At 66.9% G+C, this 15,946-nt stretch carries 9 protein-coding genes; 3 read left to right on the top strand and 6 right to left on the bottom strand.

The annotated features are described in order from the left end of the window. Positions 1-36: 36 nt before the first annotated feature. Positions 37-789, bottom strand: a complete 753-nt coding sequence (gene rpsB, locus OKW45_RS20265; protein WP_429470681.1) for a 30S ribosomal protein S2 — start codon at positions 787-789, stop codon at positions 37-39. A gap of 475 nt (positions 790-1,264) precedes the next feature. On the opposite strand from rpsB, the gene map reads away from it, so the two are divergent. Genes map through OKW45_RS20250 form a run of 3 tightly spaced genes read left to right on the top strand, consistent with a single transcriptional unit; the run spans position 1,265 to position 6,750 of the window. Next, a complete protein-coding gene (gene map, locus OKW45_RS20260) occupies positions 1,265-2,155 on the top strand; it encodes a type I methionyl aminopeptidase (RefSeq protein WP_429473324.1) in 891 nt (296 codons plus the stop codon). Between the two features lie 29 nt (positions 2,156-2,184). After that, the gene (locus OKW45_RS20255; protein WP_026225316.1) at positions 2,185-4,764 is read left to right on the top strand and encodes a [protein-PII] uridylyltransferase; all 2,580 of its coding nucleotides are present in this window, start codon (positions 2,185-2,187) and stop codon (positions 4,762-4,764) included. A 6-nt stretch (positions 4,765-4,770) separates the two neighbouring features. After that, entirely contained in the window at positions 4,771-6,750 is a 1,980-nt protein-coding gene (locus tag OKW45_RS20250; protein WP_429470680.1) for a pseudouridine synthase, read from the top strand. 97 nt (positions 6,751-6,847) lie between these two features. On the opposite strand, the gene def is transcribed toward OKW45_RS20250, so the two are convergent. The 5 genes from def to OKW45_RS20225 all read right to left on the bottom strand — a co-directional run bounded on the left by def (position 6,848) and on the right by OKW45_RS20225 (position 15,777). Next, a complete protein-coding gene (def, locus tag OKW45_RS20245) occupies positions 6,848-7,381 on the bottom strand; it encodes a peptide deformylase (protein ID WP_018417641.1) in 534 nt (177 codons plus the stop codon). Beyond that, the gene (gene ligA, locus OKW45_RS20240) at positions 7,381-9,444 is read right to left on the bottom strand and encodes an NAD-dependent DNA ligase LigA (protein ID WP_429470678.1); all 2,064 of its coding nucleotides are present in this window, start codon (positions 9,442-9,444) and stop codon (positions 7,381-7,383) included. The genes def and ligA overlap by 1 nt, the downstream gene beginning before the upstream one ends. A 165-nt stretch (positions 9,445-9,609) precedes the next feature. Continuing rightward, on the bottom strand, positions 9,610-10,899 hold the full coding sequence (locus OKW45_RS20235) for a cell division protein ZipA C-terminal FtsZ-binding domain-containing protein (protein WP_429470676.1): 1,290 nt from the start codon (positions 10,897-10,899) through the stop codon (positions 9,610-9,612). Between the two features lie 113 nt (positions 10,900-11,012). After that, on the bottom strand, positions 11,013-14,531 hold the full coding sequence (gene smc / locus OKW45_RS20230) for a chromosome segregation protein SMC (protein ID WP_429470674.1): 3,519 nt from the start codon (positions 14,529-14,531) through the stop codon (positions 11,013-11,015). Positions 14,532-14,715: 184 nt separating this feature from the next. Then, the gene (locus tag OKW45_RS20225; RefSeq protein WP_429470672.1) at positions 14,716-15,777 is read right to left on the bottom strand and encodes a DMT family transporter; all 1,062 of its coding nucleotides are present in this window, start codon (positions 15,775-15,777) and stop codon (positions 14,716-14,718) included. Between the last annotated feature and the right edge of the window lie 169 nt (positions 15,778-15,946).

Here is a 15,946-nt window from a genome sequence, read left to right as displayed (position 1 = left end):
TCGAAAGCCCCCTTTTGTGCCGGACACTGGGCAGCCTTACGCTTCCGAGTTGACCTCGACGAACTCGTCGCCGTCGCCGCCACGTGCAGCCTGGACCACTTCGTTGACCGCGTTCGCACGGCCTTCGAGGATCGCGTCGGCCACGCCAGCCGCGTACAGAACGACGGCCTTGCTGGCGTCGTCGTTACCCGGGATCACGTAGTCCACACCTTCCGGCGAGTGGTTCGTATCGACCACGGCGATGACCGGAATGCCGAGCTTGTTCGCTTCGGTCACGGCAATCTTGTGGTAGCCGACGTCAACCACGAAGATCGCGTCCGGAATGCCGCCCATATCCTTCACGCCGCCGATCGACTTCTGCAGCTTGGCCATTTCGCGTTCGAACAGCAGCGCTTCCTTCTTGCTCATGCGCTCCGTTTCGCCGGCTTCCAGCGCCGCTTCCATGTCCTTCAGGCGCTTGATCGAAACCTTCAGCGTCTTGAAGTTGGTCAGCATGCCGCCGAGCCAGCGTGCGTTCACGAACGGCATACCAGCGCGCTGCGCTTCCTGGGCGATCGTGTCGCGCGATTGACGCTTCGTACCGACGAACAGGATCGTGCCGCGGTTCGATGCCAACTGACGCGCGTACTTCAGCGCGTCGTTGTACATCGGCAGCGTCTTTTCGAGGTTGATGATGTGAATCTTGTTGCGATGACCGAAAATGAAGGGGGCCATCTTCGGGTTCCAGAAGCGGGTCTGGTGACCGAAGTGGACACCTGCTTCCAGCATTTGACGCATCGTAACTGCCATGAAATTCTCCACGAGGGTTGGGTCTTAAGCCGGCTGCCGCATCGGTCGCGCTCGCCCTGACTTGGGCTGGAACGCGTCGACACCCTGGGTGCGCCGGCTTGCGAATTGGTTGCCTGACACGACTTTCTCTCACTCACGACACCAGCAACCGGAGTGCCGCGAGAAGCTGTTCCGCCAAGCTGCCATGCGCGAATTTGCGGACTCGCGAATAAAAGCGGACTAGGACCGACTTAGCCAAAGATTATAGCACGCGACGACCGGCTGACTCAACCGGCCCGACCAGCGGCCGATGACCCTACGCACGGGACCGCGCCGCTGGGCCCGAAGCCCGGGCTGGCGTCCTTTGGGCCGCCAATTAGCCGATTCTGGTCGCTTTTAGCCCATTACCGGCCGATCCAGCGCAACGACCCGGCCCCCACTGCTGTAAAATGGCTCGATTCCGCCACGCGCGAGGGATCGTTAAGGATCGACCGGCATTCCGTGCCCGGCAGACGCCCCTCCGCCAGGCCACCGCAATACCCAGCAAGCCTTATCCAGCAAGGCTTCCGAGGAAACCATGGCTATCACCATCAAAAACGAAGACGATATCGCGAAGATGCGCGTCGCCTGCCGGCTCGCGAGCGAAGTGCTCGACTACATCACGCCGTTCGTCAAGGCCGGCGTCACCACTGGCGAGCTCGACCGTCTGTGTCACGAATACATGCTGAAGGACCAGGGCACGGTCCCCGCGCCGCTGAATTACCAGCCGCCCGGCTACCCGCCCTACCCGAAAGCCACCTGCATTTCCGTCAACGACGTGATCTGCCACGGCATTCCGGGCGACAAGGCGCTCAAAACCGGCGACGCGCTGAACATCGACGTCACCGTGATCAAGGACGGCTATTTCGGCGACACGAGCCGCATGTTCATCGTCGGCGAAGGGTCGATCATGGCAAAGCGCCTCGTGCAGGCCACTTTCGAATGCATGTGGCTCGGCATCGACCAGGTGCGACCCGGCGCGCATCTCGGCGACATCGGCTATGCGATCCAGAAGCACGCCGAAGGCCTCGGCTACAGCGTGGTGCGCGAATATTGCGGACATGGCATCGGCACCGTATTCCACGAAGATCCGCAGATCCTGCACTACGGTCGCCCCGGCAGCGGATTCGAACTGCAGGCCGGCATGATCTTCACGATCGAGCCGATGATCAACGCCGGCCGCCGTGACATCCGCACGATGCCCGACCAGTGGACCGTCAAGACCAAGGACCGCAGCCTGTCCGCGCAGTGGGAGCACACGGTGCTCGTCACCGAGACCGGCTACGACGTGCTGACCGTGTCGGCCGGCACGCCCGCGCGCCCGCCCGTGGTCGCGGCCACGGCCTGACCGATTCCGACCTCACCGCCTTCCTGCCAATGAGTAGCGTTCCAGCCGTCGCCCCCTCCCATGCCTCGTCGCTCAAGGCGGACTACAAAGTGGCCAAAGCCCAGTTGCTGGAACGCTTCCGAACGGCCACCAACGTCGACGCGTTGATGGCCGCCCTCGCGCGCGCCACGGACCATTCGCTGCGCGCCGCCTGGGACACCTGCGAGCTGCCCGACGACCTCGCGCTGGTCGCGGTTGGCGGCTATGGGCGCGGCGAACTCGCGCCGCACTCCGACATCGACATCCTGGTGCTGTTGCCCGACGCGCGGCTCGAGCATCTGGACGCGCGCATCGAGCGCTTCATCAGCCTCGCGTGGGATCTCGGGCTGGAACTCGGCAGCAGCGTGCGCAGCGTGTCGCAATGCCTCGAGGAAGCGGCCAACGACGTCACGGTGCGTACCTCGCTGCTGGAAGCGCGCCGCATCACCGGCAGCGCCGCACTGTTCGACGATTTCGCTCGGCGCTACCGTGCGGCGCTCGACCCGAAGGCGTTCTTCCAGGCGAAGGTGCTCGAAATGCGCCAGCGTCACGCGAAGTTTCAGGACACGCCCTACGCGCTCGAGCCGAACATCAAGGAAAGCCCGGGCGGGCTGCGCGACCTGCAGCTGATCCTGTGGATCACACAGGCGGCTGGCTTCGGCAGCAGCTGGCGCGAACTCGAAGCGCGCGGACTCATTACCGAGCGCGAGGCGCGCGAGCTGCGCCACAACGAAGGCTTTCTGAAGTCGCTGCGCGCGCGGCTGCACGTGATCGCCGGACGCCGCCAGGACATCCTGGTGTTCGACCTGCAGACGCCGGTCGCGGAAAGCTTCGGCCTCAAGCCGACCGCGACCAAGCGCGCGAGCGAGCAGCTGATGCGCCGCTACTACTGGGCCGCGAAAGCGGTCACGCAACTCGCGACGATCCTGATCCAGAACATCGAGGCGCAGCTGTTTCCGAGCACGAGCGGCATCACGCGCGTGCTGTCGGATCGCTTCGTCGAAAAGCAGGGCATGCTCGAAATCGCCTCCGACGACGTGTTCCAGCGCGAGCCGAACGCGATCCTCGAGGCGTTCCTGCTATACCAGCGCACCCCCGGCGTGAAGGGTCTGTCGGCGCGCACGCTGCGCGCGATCTACAACGCCCGCGACGTGATGGACCAGCACTGGCGGCGCGATCCGGAAAATCGCCGGCTCTTCATGGAAATTCTGAAGCAGCCGGCCGGTATCACGCATGCGTTCCGGCTGATGAACCAGACGAGCGTGCTCGGGCGTTATCTGCTGAATTTCCGGCGCATCGTCGGGCAGATGCAGCACGACCTGTACCACGTGTTCACGGTCGATCAGCATATTCTGATGGTGCTGCGCAATCTGCGCCGCTTCGCGGTCGCCGAGCATGCGCACGAATACCCGTTCTGCAGCCAGCTGATCGTCAACTTCGACCGGCCGTGGGTGCTGTACGTGGCCGCGCTGTTTCATGACATCGCGAAGGGCCGCGGCGGCGATCATTCCACGCTGGGCATGGCCGACGCACGGCGCTTCTGCCGCCAGCACGGCATCGAAGGCGAGGATGGCGAGCTGGTCGTGTGGCTCGTGCAGCAGCATCTGACGATGAGCCAGGTCGCGCAGAAGCAGGACACGAGCGACCCTGAAGTGATCAGGCGCTTCGCCGAGCTGGTCGGCACCGAGCGCCGCCTGACCGCGCTCTATCTGCTGACCGTCGCCGACATCCGCGGCACCAGCCCGAAGGTCTGGAACACGTGGAAAGGCAAGCTGCTCGAAGACCTCTACCGCACCACGCTCGCCGTGCTTGGCGGTGCCCAGCCGGACGAGCATTCCGAGCTGAAGTCGCGCCAGGAAGAGGCGCTCGCGCTGCTGCGTCTCGAAACCGTGCCGGAAGGCGCGCAACGGGCGCTGTGGGACAAGCTGGACGTCGGCTATTTCCTGCGCCACGACGCGGCGGACATCGCGTGGCAGACGCGCGTGCTGTATCGCCACGTCGAAACGCCGACGCCGCTCGTACGCGCGCGGCCGTCGCCGATCGGCGAGGCGCTGCAGGTGCTCGTCTACGTGAAGGACCAGCCCGATCTGTTCGCGGGCATCTGCGCGTATTTCGACCGCAACGGCCTGTCGGTGCTCGATGCGCGCGTCAGCACGACGCGCCACGGCTATGCGCTCGACAACTTCCTCGTCGCGCACACCGAAGAGGACGTGCACTATCGCGACATCGCCAATCTGGTCGAGCAGGAGCTGACCGCGCGCCTCGCGGGCCACGGCACCTTGCTGCCGGGACCGTCGAAGGGCCGGCTGTCACGGCTGTCGCGCACCTTCCCCATTACGCCGCGCGTCGACCTGCGGGCCGATGAGCGCGGCCAATACTACATCCTGTCCGTGTCCGCGAACGACCGGCCGGGCCTTCTTTATTCGATCGCGCGCGTGCTGGCCGAGCACCGGGTCGGCGTCGCCTCGGCGCGGATCAATACGCTCGGCGAACGCGTCGAGGACGTGTTCCTGCTCGAAGGACACAGCCTGTCGGACAACCGCCTGCAAATTCAGGTCGAGACCGAACTGCTGCGCGCGATTGCAGTGTGAGATTTCATGCGAACCAAATTAACAGCAAAACATCCGCGGCCGGCGTCGTCCGAACGCGCCCCTGTCCGCTCCGGCAGCGCGTCGGCGCGTAAGCCGACCCGTCCAGCGCGGCCGAAGCCATTCGAGGCCGAGGCCGGCGCGAAGCGTGAAGGCGCGGCATCGACGGGTGGTGGCGCGAAGCGGCCGGTCGGCGCGAAGCCGGCGGGTGCCCGTGCACGCGCGCCGCGTGCCGAAGGGTCGGGCGTGCGCGAACGGGGCACGGCTGCCGCGGGCGCACCGCGCCGCTTCGAAGGTGCGGCTGAGCGAGGCGAGCGCGGAGAGCGCGCGCCGCGTCGCTTTGAAGGCGGCGCCGAGCGTGGCGAACGGGCGCCTCGGCGCGATTTCGGCGAACGGACTGAACGCACGCCGCGTCGTTTCGAAGGCAGCGCTGAGCGCGGCGAACGCGCGCCTCGGCGCGATTTCGGCGAGCGGACTGAACGCGCGCCGCGTCGTTTCGAAGGCAGCGCTGAGCGCGGCGAACGCGCGCCTCGGCGCGATGTCGGCGAACGGACTGAACGCGCGCCGCGTCGTTTCGAAGGCAGCGCTGAGCGCGGCGAACGCGCTCCACGGCGCGAATTCGGCGAGCGTGGCGAACGCGCGCCGCGTCGCTTCGAAGGCAGCGCTGAGCGTGGCGAACGCGCTCCTCGGCGCGAATTCGGCGAGCGTGCAGAACGCGCACCCCGTCGTTTCGAGGGCAATGCGGAGCGCGGCGAGCGCGCACCGCGCAGTTTTGGTGAGCGCGCACCGGGCCGCGACGCCGGCGAACGCCGTCCGTTCAGCGGTCCGCGTCCAGGCACAGGCAGGCCGCCGGAAGGCGGCGCGCGTGGCGATCGTCCGGTGCGCCGGGAGCGCGAGGCCGCCGACCATCCGCGCTTCGGTAGCGATCGCGGTGAGCCGCAGGAGCGTCGCGGTGGCGATCGAGGCGCGCGCAGCGACAACACCTCGCGCCGCTTCGAAAGCGAGCGCAGCTTCGCGAAGCCGGCAAAAGGCGGCTACGGCGAACGCACCGAGCGTCGCGAGCGCCCTGCGCGCAGCTTCGACGACACGTTGCCGGCCGCGAACCGCCGCTTCGGCGACGACCGACCAGCCCGCGCCGCCAAGCCGCGGGCCTCGGCATCAGCAACCGCCCGCCCCGTCGACAGCACCATCGACACCCCCCACCCGCCCCGCCGCGATCGCGAAGACGCGCCGGGCATGCTGCGTCTGTCGAAGCTGATGTCCAAGCTCGGCATGTGCTCGCGTCGCGAGGCCGACGAATGGATCGAGAAAGGCTGGGTCATGGTCGACGGCGAGCGCGTCGATACGCTCGGCACAAAGGTGTTCCCGGATCAGCGCATCGACATCGACCCGGCCGCCCAAGCCTTTCAGTCGAGCCAGGTGACCGTGATCGTTCACAAGCCGGTCGGGCTCGTGTCGGGCCAGGCGGAGGACGGCTATCAGCCGGCCATCACGCTCGTCACGCCGGAGAATCGCTGGGAAGGCGACCATTCGGGGATCCGCTTCTCGGCGTCGCATCTGCGCCAACTCGCGCCGGCCGGGCGTCTCGACATCGATTCGACGGGCCTGCTCGTGCTGACGCAGGACGGCCGCATCGCGAAGCAACTGATCGGCGGTCACTCGGACGTGGACAAGGAGTATCTGGTGCGCGTCGCCTACGGCGATCACACGGTCGACGTCGAAAGCCATTTCCCGGCCGAAAAAATCGCGCTGCTGCGCCACGGCCTGTCGCTCGACGACGTCGCGCTGAAGCCCGCGCAGGTCAGCTGGCAGAACGGCGAGCAGTTGCGTTTCGTGCTGCGCGAAGGCAAGAAGCGTCAGATTCGCCGCATGTGCGAACTGGTCGGTCTCGAGGTGGTGGGCCTGAAGCGCGTGCGCATGGGCCAGGTGATGCTCGGCGCGCTGCCGCCGGGACAGTGGCGCTATCTGTCGGAAGACGAGTCGTTCTGAGGTCCGTCCAATGCGCCTCCTTGCTGAGAGCGGGCGCATCGGCACAACAAAAAACCCACGCCGCAATGGCGTGGGTTTTTTGTTGGCGGCAGTTTTGTCAGTCGTCGCTATTCGGATCGAGATCCGGGAACAGGACCTCGGTAAAGCCGAACTTCGAGAAATCGGTAATCCGCATCGGATACAGCTTGCCGATCAGATGATCGCATTCGTGCTGCACAACCCGTGCGTGAAAACCCTCGGCGACCCGGTCGATCGGATTGCCGAACTGATCGAAGCCGTGATAACGGATCATCGAAAACCGGCTCACCACGCCGCGCAGCCCCGGCACCGACAGGCAACCTTCCCAGCTTTCTTCCATGTCTTGCGAGACCGGCGTGATGGTCGGGTTGATCAGCACCGTCTCCGGCACGGGCGGCGCGTCCGGATAGCGCTCGTTCGAACCGAAACCGAAGATCACCACCTGCAGATCGACGCCGATCTGCGGCGCGGCGAGACCCGCGCCATTCGCCGCGTGCATGGTCTCGAACATGTCTTCCACGAGCCGGTGCAGCTCGGGCGTATCGAAGTGAGCGACCGGCTCGGCGATTCGCAGCAGGCGCGGATCGCCCATCTTCAGAATGTCGTGAATCATCAGTGCCCCTCCAGGAGCTTGCGCATACCATCTTCGTCGAGTACGGGGATGCCAAGTTCCTCCGCCTTCGCGAGTTTGCTGCCCGCGTCGGCCCCCGCCACCACGTAACCGGTTTTCTTCGATACCGACCCCGCCACCTTCGCGCCGGCTGCCTCGAGCATTTCTTTCGCGTCCTCGCGCGACAGGTTTGGCAGCGTACCGGTCAGCACGACCGTCTGCCCGGCCAGCACGCCCTGCGGCGCCTTCGGCGCGGGCGGCCCCTCGGGCCACGTGACCTTGCCCGGCGCGCGCAGCTGTTCGATCACCGTGCGGTTGTGGTCCTCGGCGAAGAACTGGTGGATCGATTCGGCGACGACCGGCCCCACATCGTTGACTTCGAGCAGTTCCTCCAGCGACGCATCCATGATCGGATCGAGCGAGCCGAAGTGCTTCGCGAGATCCTTCGCGGTCGATTCGCCGACATGGCGAATCCCCAACGCGTAGATAAAGCGCGCGAGCGTCGTGTGCTTGGCCTTTTCGAGCGAGTCGAGCAGGTTCTGCGCGGACTTTTCGGCGAAGCGGTCGAGTTCCGCGAGCGTCGCGAAGCCGAGGTTGAATAGATCGGCCGGCGTACGGACTAGGCTCTGTTCGACCAGTTGATCGATGATCTTCTCACCGAGGCCGTCGATATCGAGCGCGCGGCGCTGCGCGAAGTGCCACAACGCCTGCTTGCGCTGCGCCGGACAGAAGAGCCCGCCCGTGCAGCGCGCGATGGCCTCGTCGGGCAGCCGCTCGATCGCCGAACCGCACACCGGGCACTGCGTCGGCATAACGAACTCGCGCGCGTCGGCCGGACGACGCTCGAGCAGCGCGTTGACCACCTCCGGAATCACGTCGCCAGCGCGCCGCACGATTACCGTGTCGCCGATGCGGATGTCCTTGCGGCGCACTTCGTCCTCGTTGTGCAAGGTCGCGTTCGTGACCGTCGCGCCGCCGACGAACACCGGTTCCAGCCGCGCGACCGGCGTGATCGCGCCGGTGCGGCCGACCTGCACGTCGATCGCGACGAGCTTCGTCAGCGCTTCCTGCGCGGGGAATTTGTGCGCGAGCGCGAAGCGCGGCGCGCGCGACACGAAACCGAGCGCATCCTGCTCGTCGCGCCGGTTGACCTTGTAGACCACGCCGTCGATGTCGTAGGGCAGCCTGTCGCGCTTCTCGCCGACCGCGTGGAAGAAGCCGAGCAGGCCTTCGGCGCCCTGCACGACCGCGCGCTCGCCATTGACCGGCAAGCCCATCTCCTTGTACCAGTCGAGCAGTTCGCTATGGGTGGCCGGCATCTCGATGCCTTCGAGCACGCCGATGCCATACGCGAAAAACGACAGCGGCCGCTGCGCGGTGATCTTCGAATCGAGCTGCCGCAAGCTGCCCGCCGCCGCGTTGCGCGGGTTCGCGAATTCGCGTTGTTCGGCGGTGCGCTGGCGTTCGTTCAGGCGCTCGAAATCGCGCTTGAACATCAGCACTTCGCCGCGCACGTCGAGCACGCGCGGCACGCGCTTACCCTTCAGCTTCAACGGAATCGAGCGAATCGTGCGGACGTTTTCGGTGACGTTCTCACCGGTTGTGCCGTCACCGCGCGTGGAAGCCTGCACGAACACGCCGTCGACGTAGCGCAGCGAGATCGCGAGGCCGTCGAATTTCAGCTCGGCCGCGTAGTCGACGGGGACCGGCGGCTCGCTCGCGTTGTTGCCGAGCGCGTCGCCGATGCGCTTGTCGAACGCGACGATGTCTTCGTCGGCGAAACCGTTGTTCAACGACAGCATCGGCAGATCGTGCACGACCGGCTCGAAACCGCTCGCGGCCTCGCCGCCGACGCGCTGCGTCGGCGAATCCGGCACGATCAGATCGGGATGCTCGGCCTCGATGCGCTCCAGCTCCTTGAACAGCTTGTCGTACTCGGCGTCCGGCAGGTCCGGTTGATCGAGCACGTAATACGCGTAGTTCGCGCGTTCGAGTTCCGCGCGCAACCACACGGCCCGCTCGGCCGGAGCGCTGGTTGCAGAAGGAGGGACGGAGGATCGGGCCATGCTGTCGGAAGCTTCTCGAGAAGAAAGTCGGACATCGGATTATCGCAGGAAGCGTGCCCCTTTACATCGCTGAATCGGGGCGGGCCGCGCTACGACGTAAGCCGGAAGCGACGACGGCCGCACATCGTGCGGCCGTCGTCAAAACGCGTAGAACGCTGCAAAGGCTTACTGGCTGAACAGGCGCCGCGTGGCCGGCGAACCCGCCGGAATACCCGCCTGTTCGAGCTTCGCGTACAGCGTCATCAACTGTTTTTCGATCGCGAGCAGCGCGCTTTCCGGCAGCGGCCGGCGACCGTCGTCGACCACGCGTCCGCCGATGCGCTCGGCCAGCGACTTCGCGTAATCGCACATCAGCCGGAACGGCAGGATGTCTTCGTCGGCGACCGGCACGTCGAGCACCAGCGTAATCATCTCGCCGCCTTTGTACGTGAGGTCGTCGCGCAGGAAGTTGGTGTCGCCGAACTGCAGCATGAACACCGGGCTTTGCCGCGAGTCGAGCTTGACGAAGCGCGTGCCGTCGCGCGACAGCAGCAGACCGTCCTGCGATGCGACCGCCTGCACGTAGTTGGCCGACCACGGCGCGCCGTCCGACAGCACGTTGATCGACAACTGCGCGTCGCACTGGGCGGCAAAGCCGTCGAGCTCGCGCGCCATCGCGACGGTTTCGAGCATGTCGGGGAATTCCGGCGCCGCGTCGAGCGCATCGGCGAACTGCTGTACGCCGGTCACGAACTCGGAAAATTCGAGCTCGTTCAGAGCGCCGCTACGGTTCGCGAGCTGCGCGGCCGCGCGCAGCTCTTCGTAGCGCGTGCCGTTCTGCAGCAGCTCCCACGCGCCACCGCCTTCGGGCTTGCCTTCGATGTGCACGGGCTTGCTGCCCGCGCGACGCAAGCGCTGCGCGAGCGGAAGCATCTTGTCGCCGGCCACGGGGCCGTTCAGCCGGATCGGCACGATACAGTCGATGCGCCGATCGACGATCGCGGGCGGCGCCGACGAAATCGTCGTGGCGGCCGGCAGGATCGGTTCGACCCGCTCGTGCCCGGCGGACGCGGGCCGCTCCGCGTGCGCGCCCGGCGCCGCCGCATGTTCGCCTTCGCCCACGGTATCGCCGTCCGCCGATGGATAACCGTTCGGCGACGTCATCTCGGCCTGGATATCGGCCGGTGTATCGAGCGGTGCGGCGCCCGCGCCGAACGTCGGCTCGACGCGCGCCGCGGTCGGGCCCGCCGCCGCCTCCGCGCTCACGCTCGGCTCGCGCCGCGTGGTCGGCCGGGCCGGCTCGATGAACGGGCTCTGCTCCTCATGCTCGTCCCGCGCAAAGCTCTCGGCGGTGTCGGCCGGCATCGACCGCGGCATCTTGCGGCGCACCTTCGCGCCCTGCCAGGCGTTGTACACGACCACGCCCCCCACCACCACGGCACCCGCGCCGATCAAACCGAGTGTCAACTCGTCCATGCATGCTCCATCAGCAATTCTTCTATCCGCGCGGGCCTGTCGTCCGCTCCACGTACCGCGCGGCGCTCATCGAGGCCGCTGCGCTGGATGCGGATGCCCGCGAAAGCGTTAACTCAAACGATATTCTGGGCGAAACCCGCCGCCGATTCCATGTCGACCGCGACGATCCGCGAGACGCCCTGCTCCTGCATCGTCACGCCGATCAGCTGCTGCGCCATCTCCATCGCGATCTTGTTGTGCGAGATGAACAGGAACTGGGTTTTGTCCGACATCGCCCGTACCAGATTCGCGAAACGCTCGGTGTTGGCGTCGTCGAGCGGCGCGTCCACTTCGTCGAGCAGACAGAACGGCGCCGGATTCAGCTGGAACATCGCGAACACGAGCGCGGTCGCGGTCAGCGCTTTCTCGCCGCCCGACAGCAGGTGAATCGTCGAATTCTTCTTGCCCGGCGGTTGCGCCATCACCTGCACGCCGGCGTCGAGAATTTCGTCGCCGGTCATGATCAGCTTCGCCTGGCCGCCGCCAAAGAGACGCGGGAACAGCTCGCCGAAATGACGGTTCACTTCGTCGAACGTGCTTTGCAGCAGCGTGCGCGTTTCGGCGTCGATCTTGCGGATCGCGTCTTCGAGCGTTTCGATCGCGCTCGTCAGGTCGGCCGACTGCGAATCGAGGAAGCTCTTGCGCTCGGTCGCGGCCTTCAGCTCGTCGAGCGCGGCCATGTTGACCGGCCCCAGCGCCATGATCGCGTTGTTGATGCGCGTGACTTCGCCCTGCAGGTACGACGGCTTCATGTCCGCCGTCAGCTTGGCTTGCAGTTCGGCTTCATCGACACCGGCCGCGGCCAACTGCTCGACGAACTGCTCGCCGTTGATGCGCGCAGCCTGTTCCTTCAACTGCAATTCATTGATGCGGTCGCGCAGCGGCTGCAGGGCGCGCTCGGCGGTGAGACGCGTTTCGTCGGCCGAGCGCAGCTTCGCGGTCAGGTCGTCAAGCTCGACGCGCGCGGCGCGCAGCGCCTCTTCTTTCACGGCGCGGATGTCGAGCGCGTCCTGCAGACCGGTGTGCGCGGTCTGCTCGTTGATCGTTTCCAGTTCGGCGCGCGCGTCTTCGAGCGCGCCCGCGACGCGCTCGCTCTGCTCGTGCGCGACCTGGATGCTGCGCTTCAATTCGTCGATGCGGTTCGCCATGTTGCGCGCCGCGAAGCGCGCGTCGGTAGCGGCGCGGTCGAGGTCGCGTGCTTCGCCGCGGGCCGTCGTCAGTTCTTCGTCGAGTGCTTCGAACGCGAGCTGGTGGTCTTCGAAGCGCGCCTGCAGTTCGGCGAGCTCGCCGTCGTGACGCTCGAAGTTCGCTTCCGACTCGGCGCGCAGCGCCCGCTGCTCGTCGGTCTGCGCGGCTATCTCTTCGAGTTCCTCGCGAATCTGCGTGCTGCGCTGCGTGTAGCGTTCGTGCGCCTGGGTGAGCCTCAGCACGTCCATCTGCAACGCGTGCACCCGCTGCGTCGCGCGTTCGGCCTGCTGGCGCAGCTCGGCGAGCGCCTGCGCGGCTTGCGTGTGCGCGGCTTCGGCGCGGATCGCGGCGGCCTTCGCCTCGTCGGCAAGCAATGCCTGTGCGCGCACCTGGCGGCCGAGGTTTTCGATTTCCTGCTGACGCGCGAGCATGCCGGCCTGTTCGGAATCGGCCGCATACAGCTGCACGCCGACGCGCGTGACCACGTGCCCCGCCTTGACGACGAACGCGCCGCCCTCGGGCAGCTGTGCGCGCATCGAAAGCGCCTGCTGCAGATCGTCGGCGACGAACGCGAGGCCCAGCCAGTCGGTCAGCACCGCGCGGATGCCCGCGTCCTCGATGCGCACGAGCGACAGCAGCGAGCGCAGCGCGCCCGCCGCCGGGGCCGGCTGACCAGCCGCGGGCGGCGCGTAGAACGCCAGCTTGGCCGGTGGCGCGTCGGTTGCGAACGCCTTGACCCAGTCGAGATTCGACACCTCGAGCGCGGCGAGGCGCTCGCGCAGCACCGCTTCGAGCGCGGTTTCCCAACCGGCCTCGACATGCAGCTTCTTCCACAGACGCGGCAGGCTGCCCAGCTCGTGTTTGTCGAGCCACGGCTGGATCTTGCCTTCGGTCTGCACGTTTTCCTGCAACTGCCTGAGCGCGGCGAGGCGCGCGTCGAGCTGATGGATCTGCGCGCTTTCGGCCTGCACGCGCTCCTGCGCGGCGCGGCGTTCACCGTCGAGCCGCGGCAGTGTTTCCTGCGCGTCGGCGAGGCGGCCCTGCGCGTCGTGAAGGATTTCCTCGTGCTCGGCGAGCTGCATGCGCAACTCCTCGAGCTGCGCCTCGTCGGGCGCGTCGAGGCCACCCTCTTCCGATTTCAGCCGCTCATGGCGCTGCTGCAGCTGCTGCAACTGCTGATCGGCATTGCGCTGATGCGCGGCTTCGAGCTTCAGCGCCTGCTCGGTCTGCGCGATGCCGCCGCGCTCGGTGTTCAGCTCCGCCTGAGCGTCGCGCCAGCGCGCTTCGAGGGCGGGCAGCGCATCGTGCTTCGCGGCGGCGTTCTCTTCGGCGAGCACGGCTTTTTCTTCAGCGACGGCCAGTTGCTCTTCAGCGTCGGCGATATCGTCCCGCGCCTTGTCGGCCTGCGATTGCCACTGCTCGCGCTGCGCGGTCAGCGCGGCGATCTGCGCCTGCACGCGGTTGCGCGATTCGACGATGAAGCGGATCTCGGCTTCCAGCCGGCTCACTTCCGCGTTCGCCTCGTACAGCGCGCCCTGCGCGCCTTGCATCGCATCGCTCGCCGAATAGTGCGCGACGCGCAGCGTTTCGAGTTCCGCCTCGACTTCGCGCAGCTTCGCGGTTTGCGCCTCGAGGTCGATCTGCGCCTGCTCGATCGCGCGTTGCTGGCGCTGCTGCTCGCCGGCCGCCTCGTTCTTGCGCAGCAACCACAGCAGACGCTGTTTTTCCTCGCCGTCGCTTTGCAGCTCGCGATAACGCGTCGCGACGACCGCCTGCCCCTCCAGCTTCTCGAGATTCGCGCCGAGCTCGCGGACGATGTCCTCGACGCGCGTCAGGTTCTCGCGCGTGTCGTGCAAACGGTTCTCGGTCTCGCGGCGGCGCTCCTTGTACTTCGACACGCCGGCGGCTTCTTCGAGGAACACGCGCAGCTCTTCGGGCTTCGCCTCGATCAGCCGCGCGATCATGCCCTGCCCGATGATCGCGTACGCACGCGGCCCGAGGCCGGTGCCGAGGAAGATGTCCTGGATGTCGCGGCGCCGCGCCGGCAGATTGTTGATGTAGTAGCTCGACGTGCCGTCGCGCGTCAGCACGCGCTTCACGGCGATCTCCGCATACTGGCCCCACTGGCCGGCGGCGCGGCCGTCCGCGTTGTCGAACACGAGTTCGACGCTCGCGCGGCTGCCGGGCTTGCGGGCGGTCGAGCCGTTGAAGATCACGTCCTGCATCGACTCGCCGCGCAATTCAGAGGCGCGCGATTCGCCGAGCACCCAGCGCACGGCGTCGATGATGTTGGATTTGCCGCACCCATTCGGACCGACCACGCCAACTAACTGGCCTGGGACCTGGAAATGCGTGGGATCGACGAAGGATTTGAAACCAGCGAGTTTGATCGAGGTGAGCCGCACGGCGATTTCGCTGTTTGAAAAGAGAGAGTGATAGGTGGCTCGCGAGGTTGCGCCAGTCGTTCACCGCCGCAGCGGGACGGCCCCACGCAACCTCGCGAGCCTTCGCAATTTGGTTGCCGGCTGCATGCGCTCATGCACATCTGAGGCACACGCAGGTACGCATGCGCCGGCTAATGAGGGGGAATCATACCATCGCGCGTGGACGATTCTTACCGTCCTTTCGGTGGTCGTCGCTGTCGCCGTCAGGGCCGGGTTCGTCACCGCGGTGGTCACCGCGTTTGCCACGGCATTGACCACCGCGTCCATCGTCGCCGCCGTGCCCGTCCGTGTCCCCAATGGCGGGATCGGGCGGCGCCAATTTCGTCCGATGCACCCAGCTCGACAAGGCCGACGCGAGCACGATGCAGGCGCCGCCGGCCCATTCGCGCGGGCCCGGTACTTCGCCGGCGAACAGCCACGCCGACAGCGCCGTCACGACGAGTTCGAACAGCATGATGATCGACGCGCGATTGGCCGGCACGCGCGAGAGCCCGTATTGCACGAGCATGTTGTTCGACGCGAGCAGCAGACCGAGACCGAGCACCAGCAGCGCCGCGGTGCCGAGATGTGCGCCGACGGGCGGCGCGGGCATCGGCTCGAACAGCGACGCCAGCGCGCCGAACAGCGCCGCGCCGCCGAAGATCACCGCGGTGCGCATTTCGGGCTTCATGTCCGGCAGCACGCGGCTCGTCTTCAGGATCAGCACGTTGCTCATCGCGAAGCCCATGCCGCCGGCGAGCCCGGCCCATTCGGCGGGATTGCCGGGTACCGGAATGCCGAGACGCGGCGACCATAGCATCGTCATCGCGCCCGCGAGCGATAGCGCGGCCAGCGCCGCGCCCGACCACGTGAGGCGCTCGTGCAGGATGAAATGCGCGAACAGCGCGGTCCACGCGGGCGTCAGATAGAACAGCAGCAGCACGCGCATCACCTGACCGTGGATCGCGCCCCACACGAAGCCGAGATTCGTGACACCCGCGGCGAGCGCGAGCGCCGGCAGCAGCCAGTGCCACCGCACGGTCTTCAGCGCGCCATTCCGCACGAGCAGCACGAACAGGCAGCCGGTGCCGCTCGTGAGCGCGCTCGCGGCGGTGCCGGTCACGCCGAGCGCGGCCAGCATCCGCAGCGGATACCAGACCATCCCCCAGACCGACGCGCCCAGCATGATCGCGAGCGTCGGCCAGCCGTTGCGAAGCCAGTTGGTCATGGGGCGGGACTCCGACGGGCGTCGTGGGCGGGTCGTATGAGGGTCCAGCCGGCCGTCTCCTGAACTGCTGCGTACATTGCTGCTCCTGCGTATTCTTTTACGCGAACCGTGGCGGATTCGCGCCGTTCCCGCCGCGGCGCCCCGGTGCGCGGCCTCGCGGATTGCTCCC

The organism is Paraburkholderia lebeckiae (genome assembly GCF_050436225.1).
Taxonomy (GTDB): Bacteria; Pseudomonadota; Gammaproteobacteria; order Burkholderiales; family Burkholderiaceae; genus Paraburkholderia; species Paraburkholderia tuberum.
The sequence above is the reverse complement of the archived record's forward strand: the minus strand, read 5'-3'. Positions and strand labels throughout refer to the sequence as shown.

Excerpts from the sequence above, each read along its gene's own strand:
- OKW45_RS20255 (WP_026225316.1), top strand. The coding sequence starts at position 2,185 with ATGAGTAGCGTTCCAGCCGTCGCCCCCTCCCATGCCTCGTCGCTCAAG.
- OKW45_RS20250 (WP_429470680.1), top strand. The coding sequence starts at position 4,771 with ATGCGAACCAAATTAACAGCAAAACATCCGCGGCCGGCGTCGTCCGAA.
- rpsB (WP_429470681.1), bottom strand. The coding sequence starts at position 789 with ATGGCAGTTACGATGCGTCAAATGCTGGAAGCAGGTGTCCACTTCGGT.
- OKW45_RS20225 (WP_429470672.1), bottom strand. The coding sequence starts at position 15,777 with ATGACCAACTGGCTTCGCAACGGCTGGCCGACGCTCGCGATCATGCTG.
- ligA (WP_429470678.1), bottom strand. The coding sequence starts at position 9,444 with ATGGCCCGATCCTCCGTCCCTCCTTCTGCAACCAGCGCTCCGGCCGAG.
- OKW45_RS20235 (WP_429470676.1), bottom strand. The coding sequence starts at position 10,899 with ATGGACGAGTTGACACTCGGTTTGATCGGCGCGGGTGCCGTGGTGGTG.
- def (WP_018417641.1), bottom strand. The coding sequence starts at position 7,381 with ATGATTCACGACATTCTGAAGATGGGCGATCCGCGCCTGCTGCGAATC.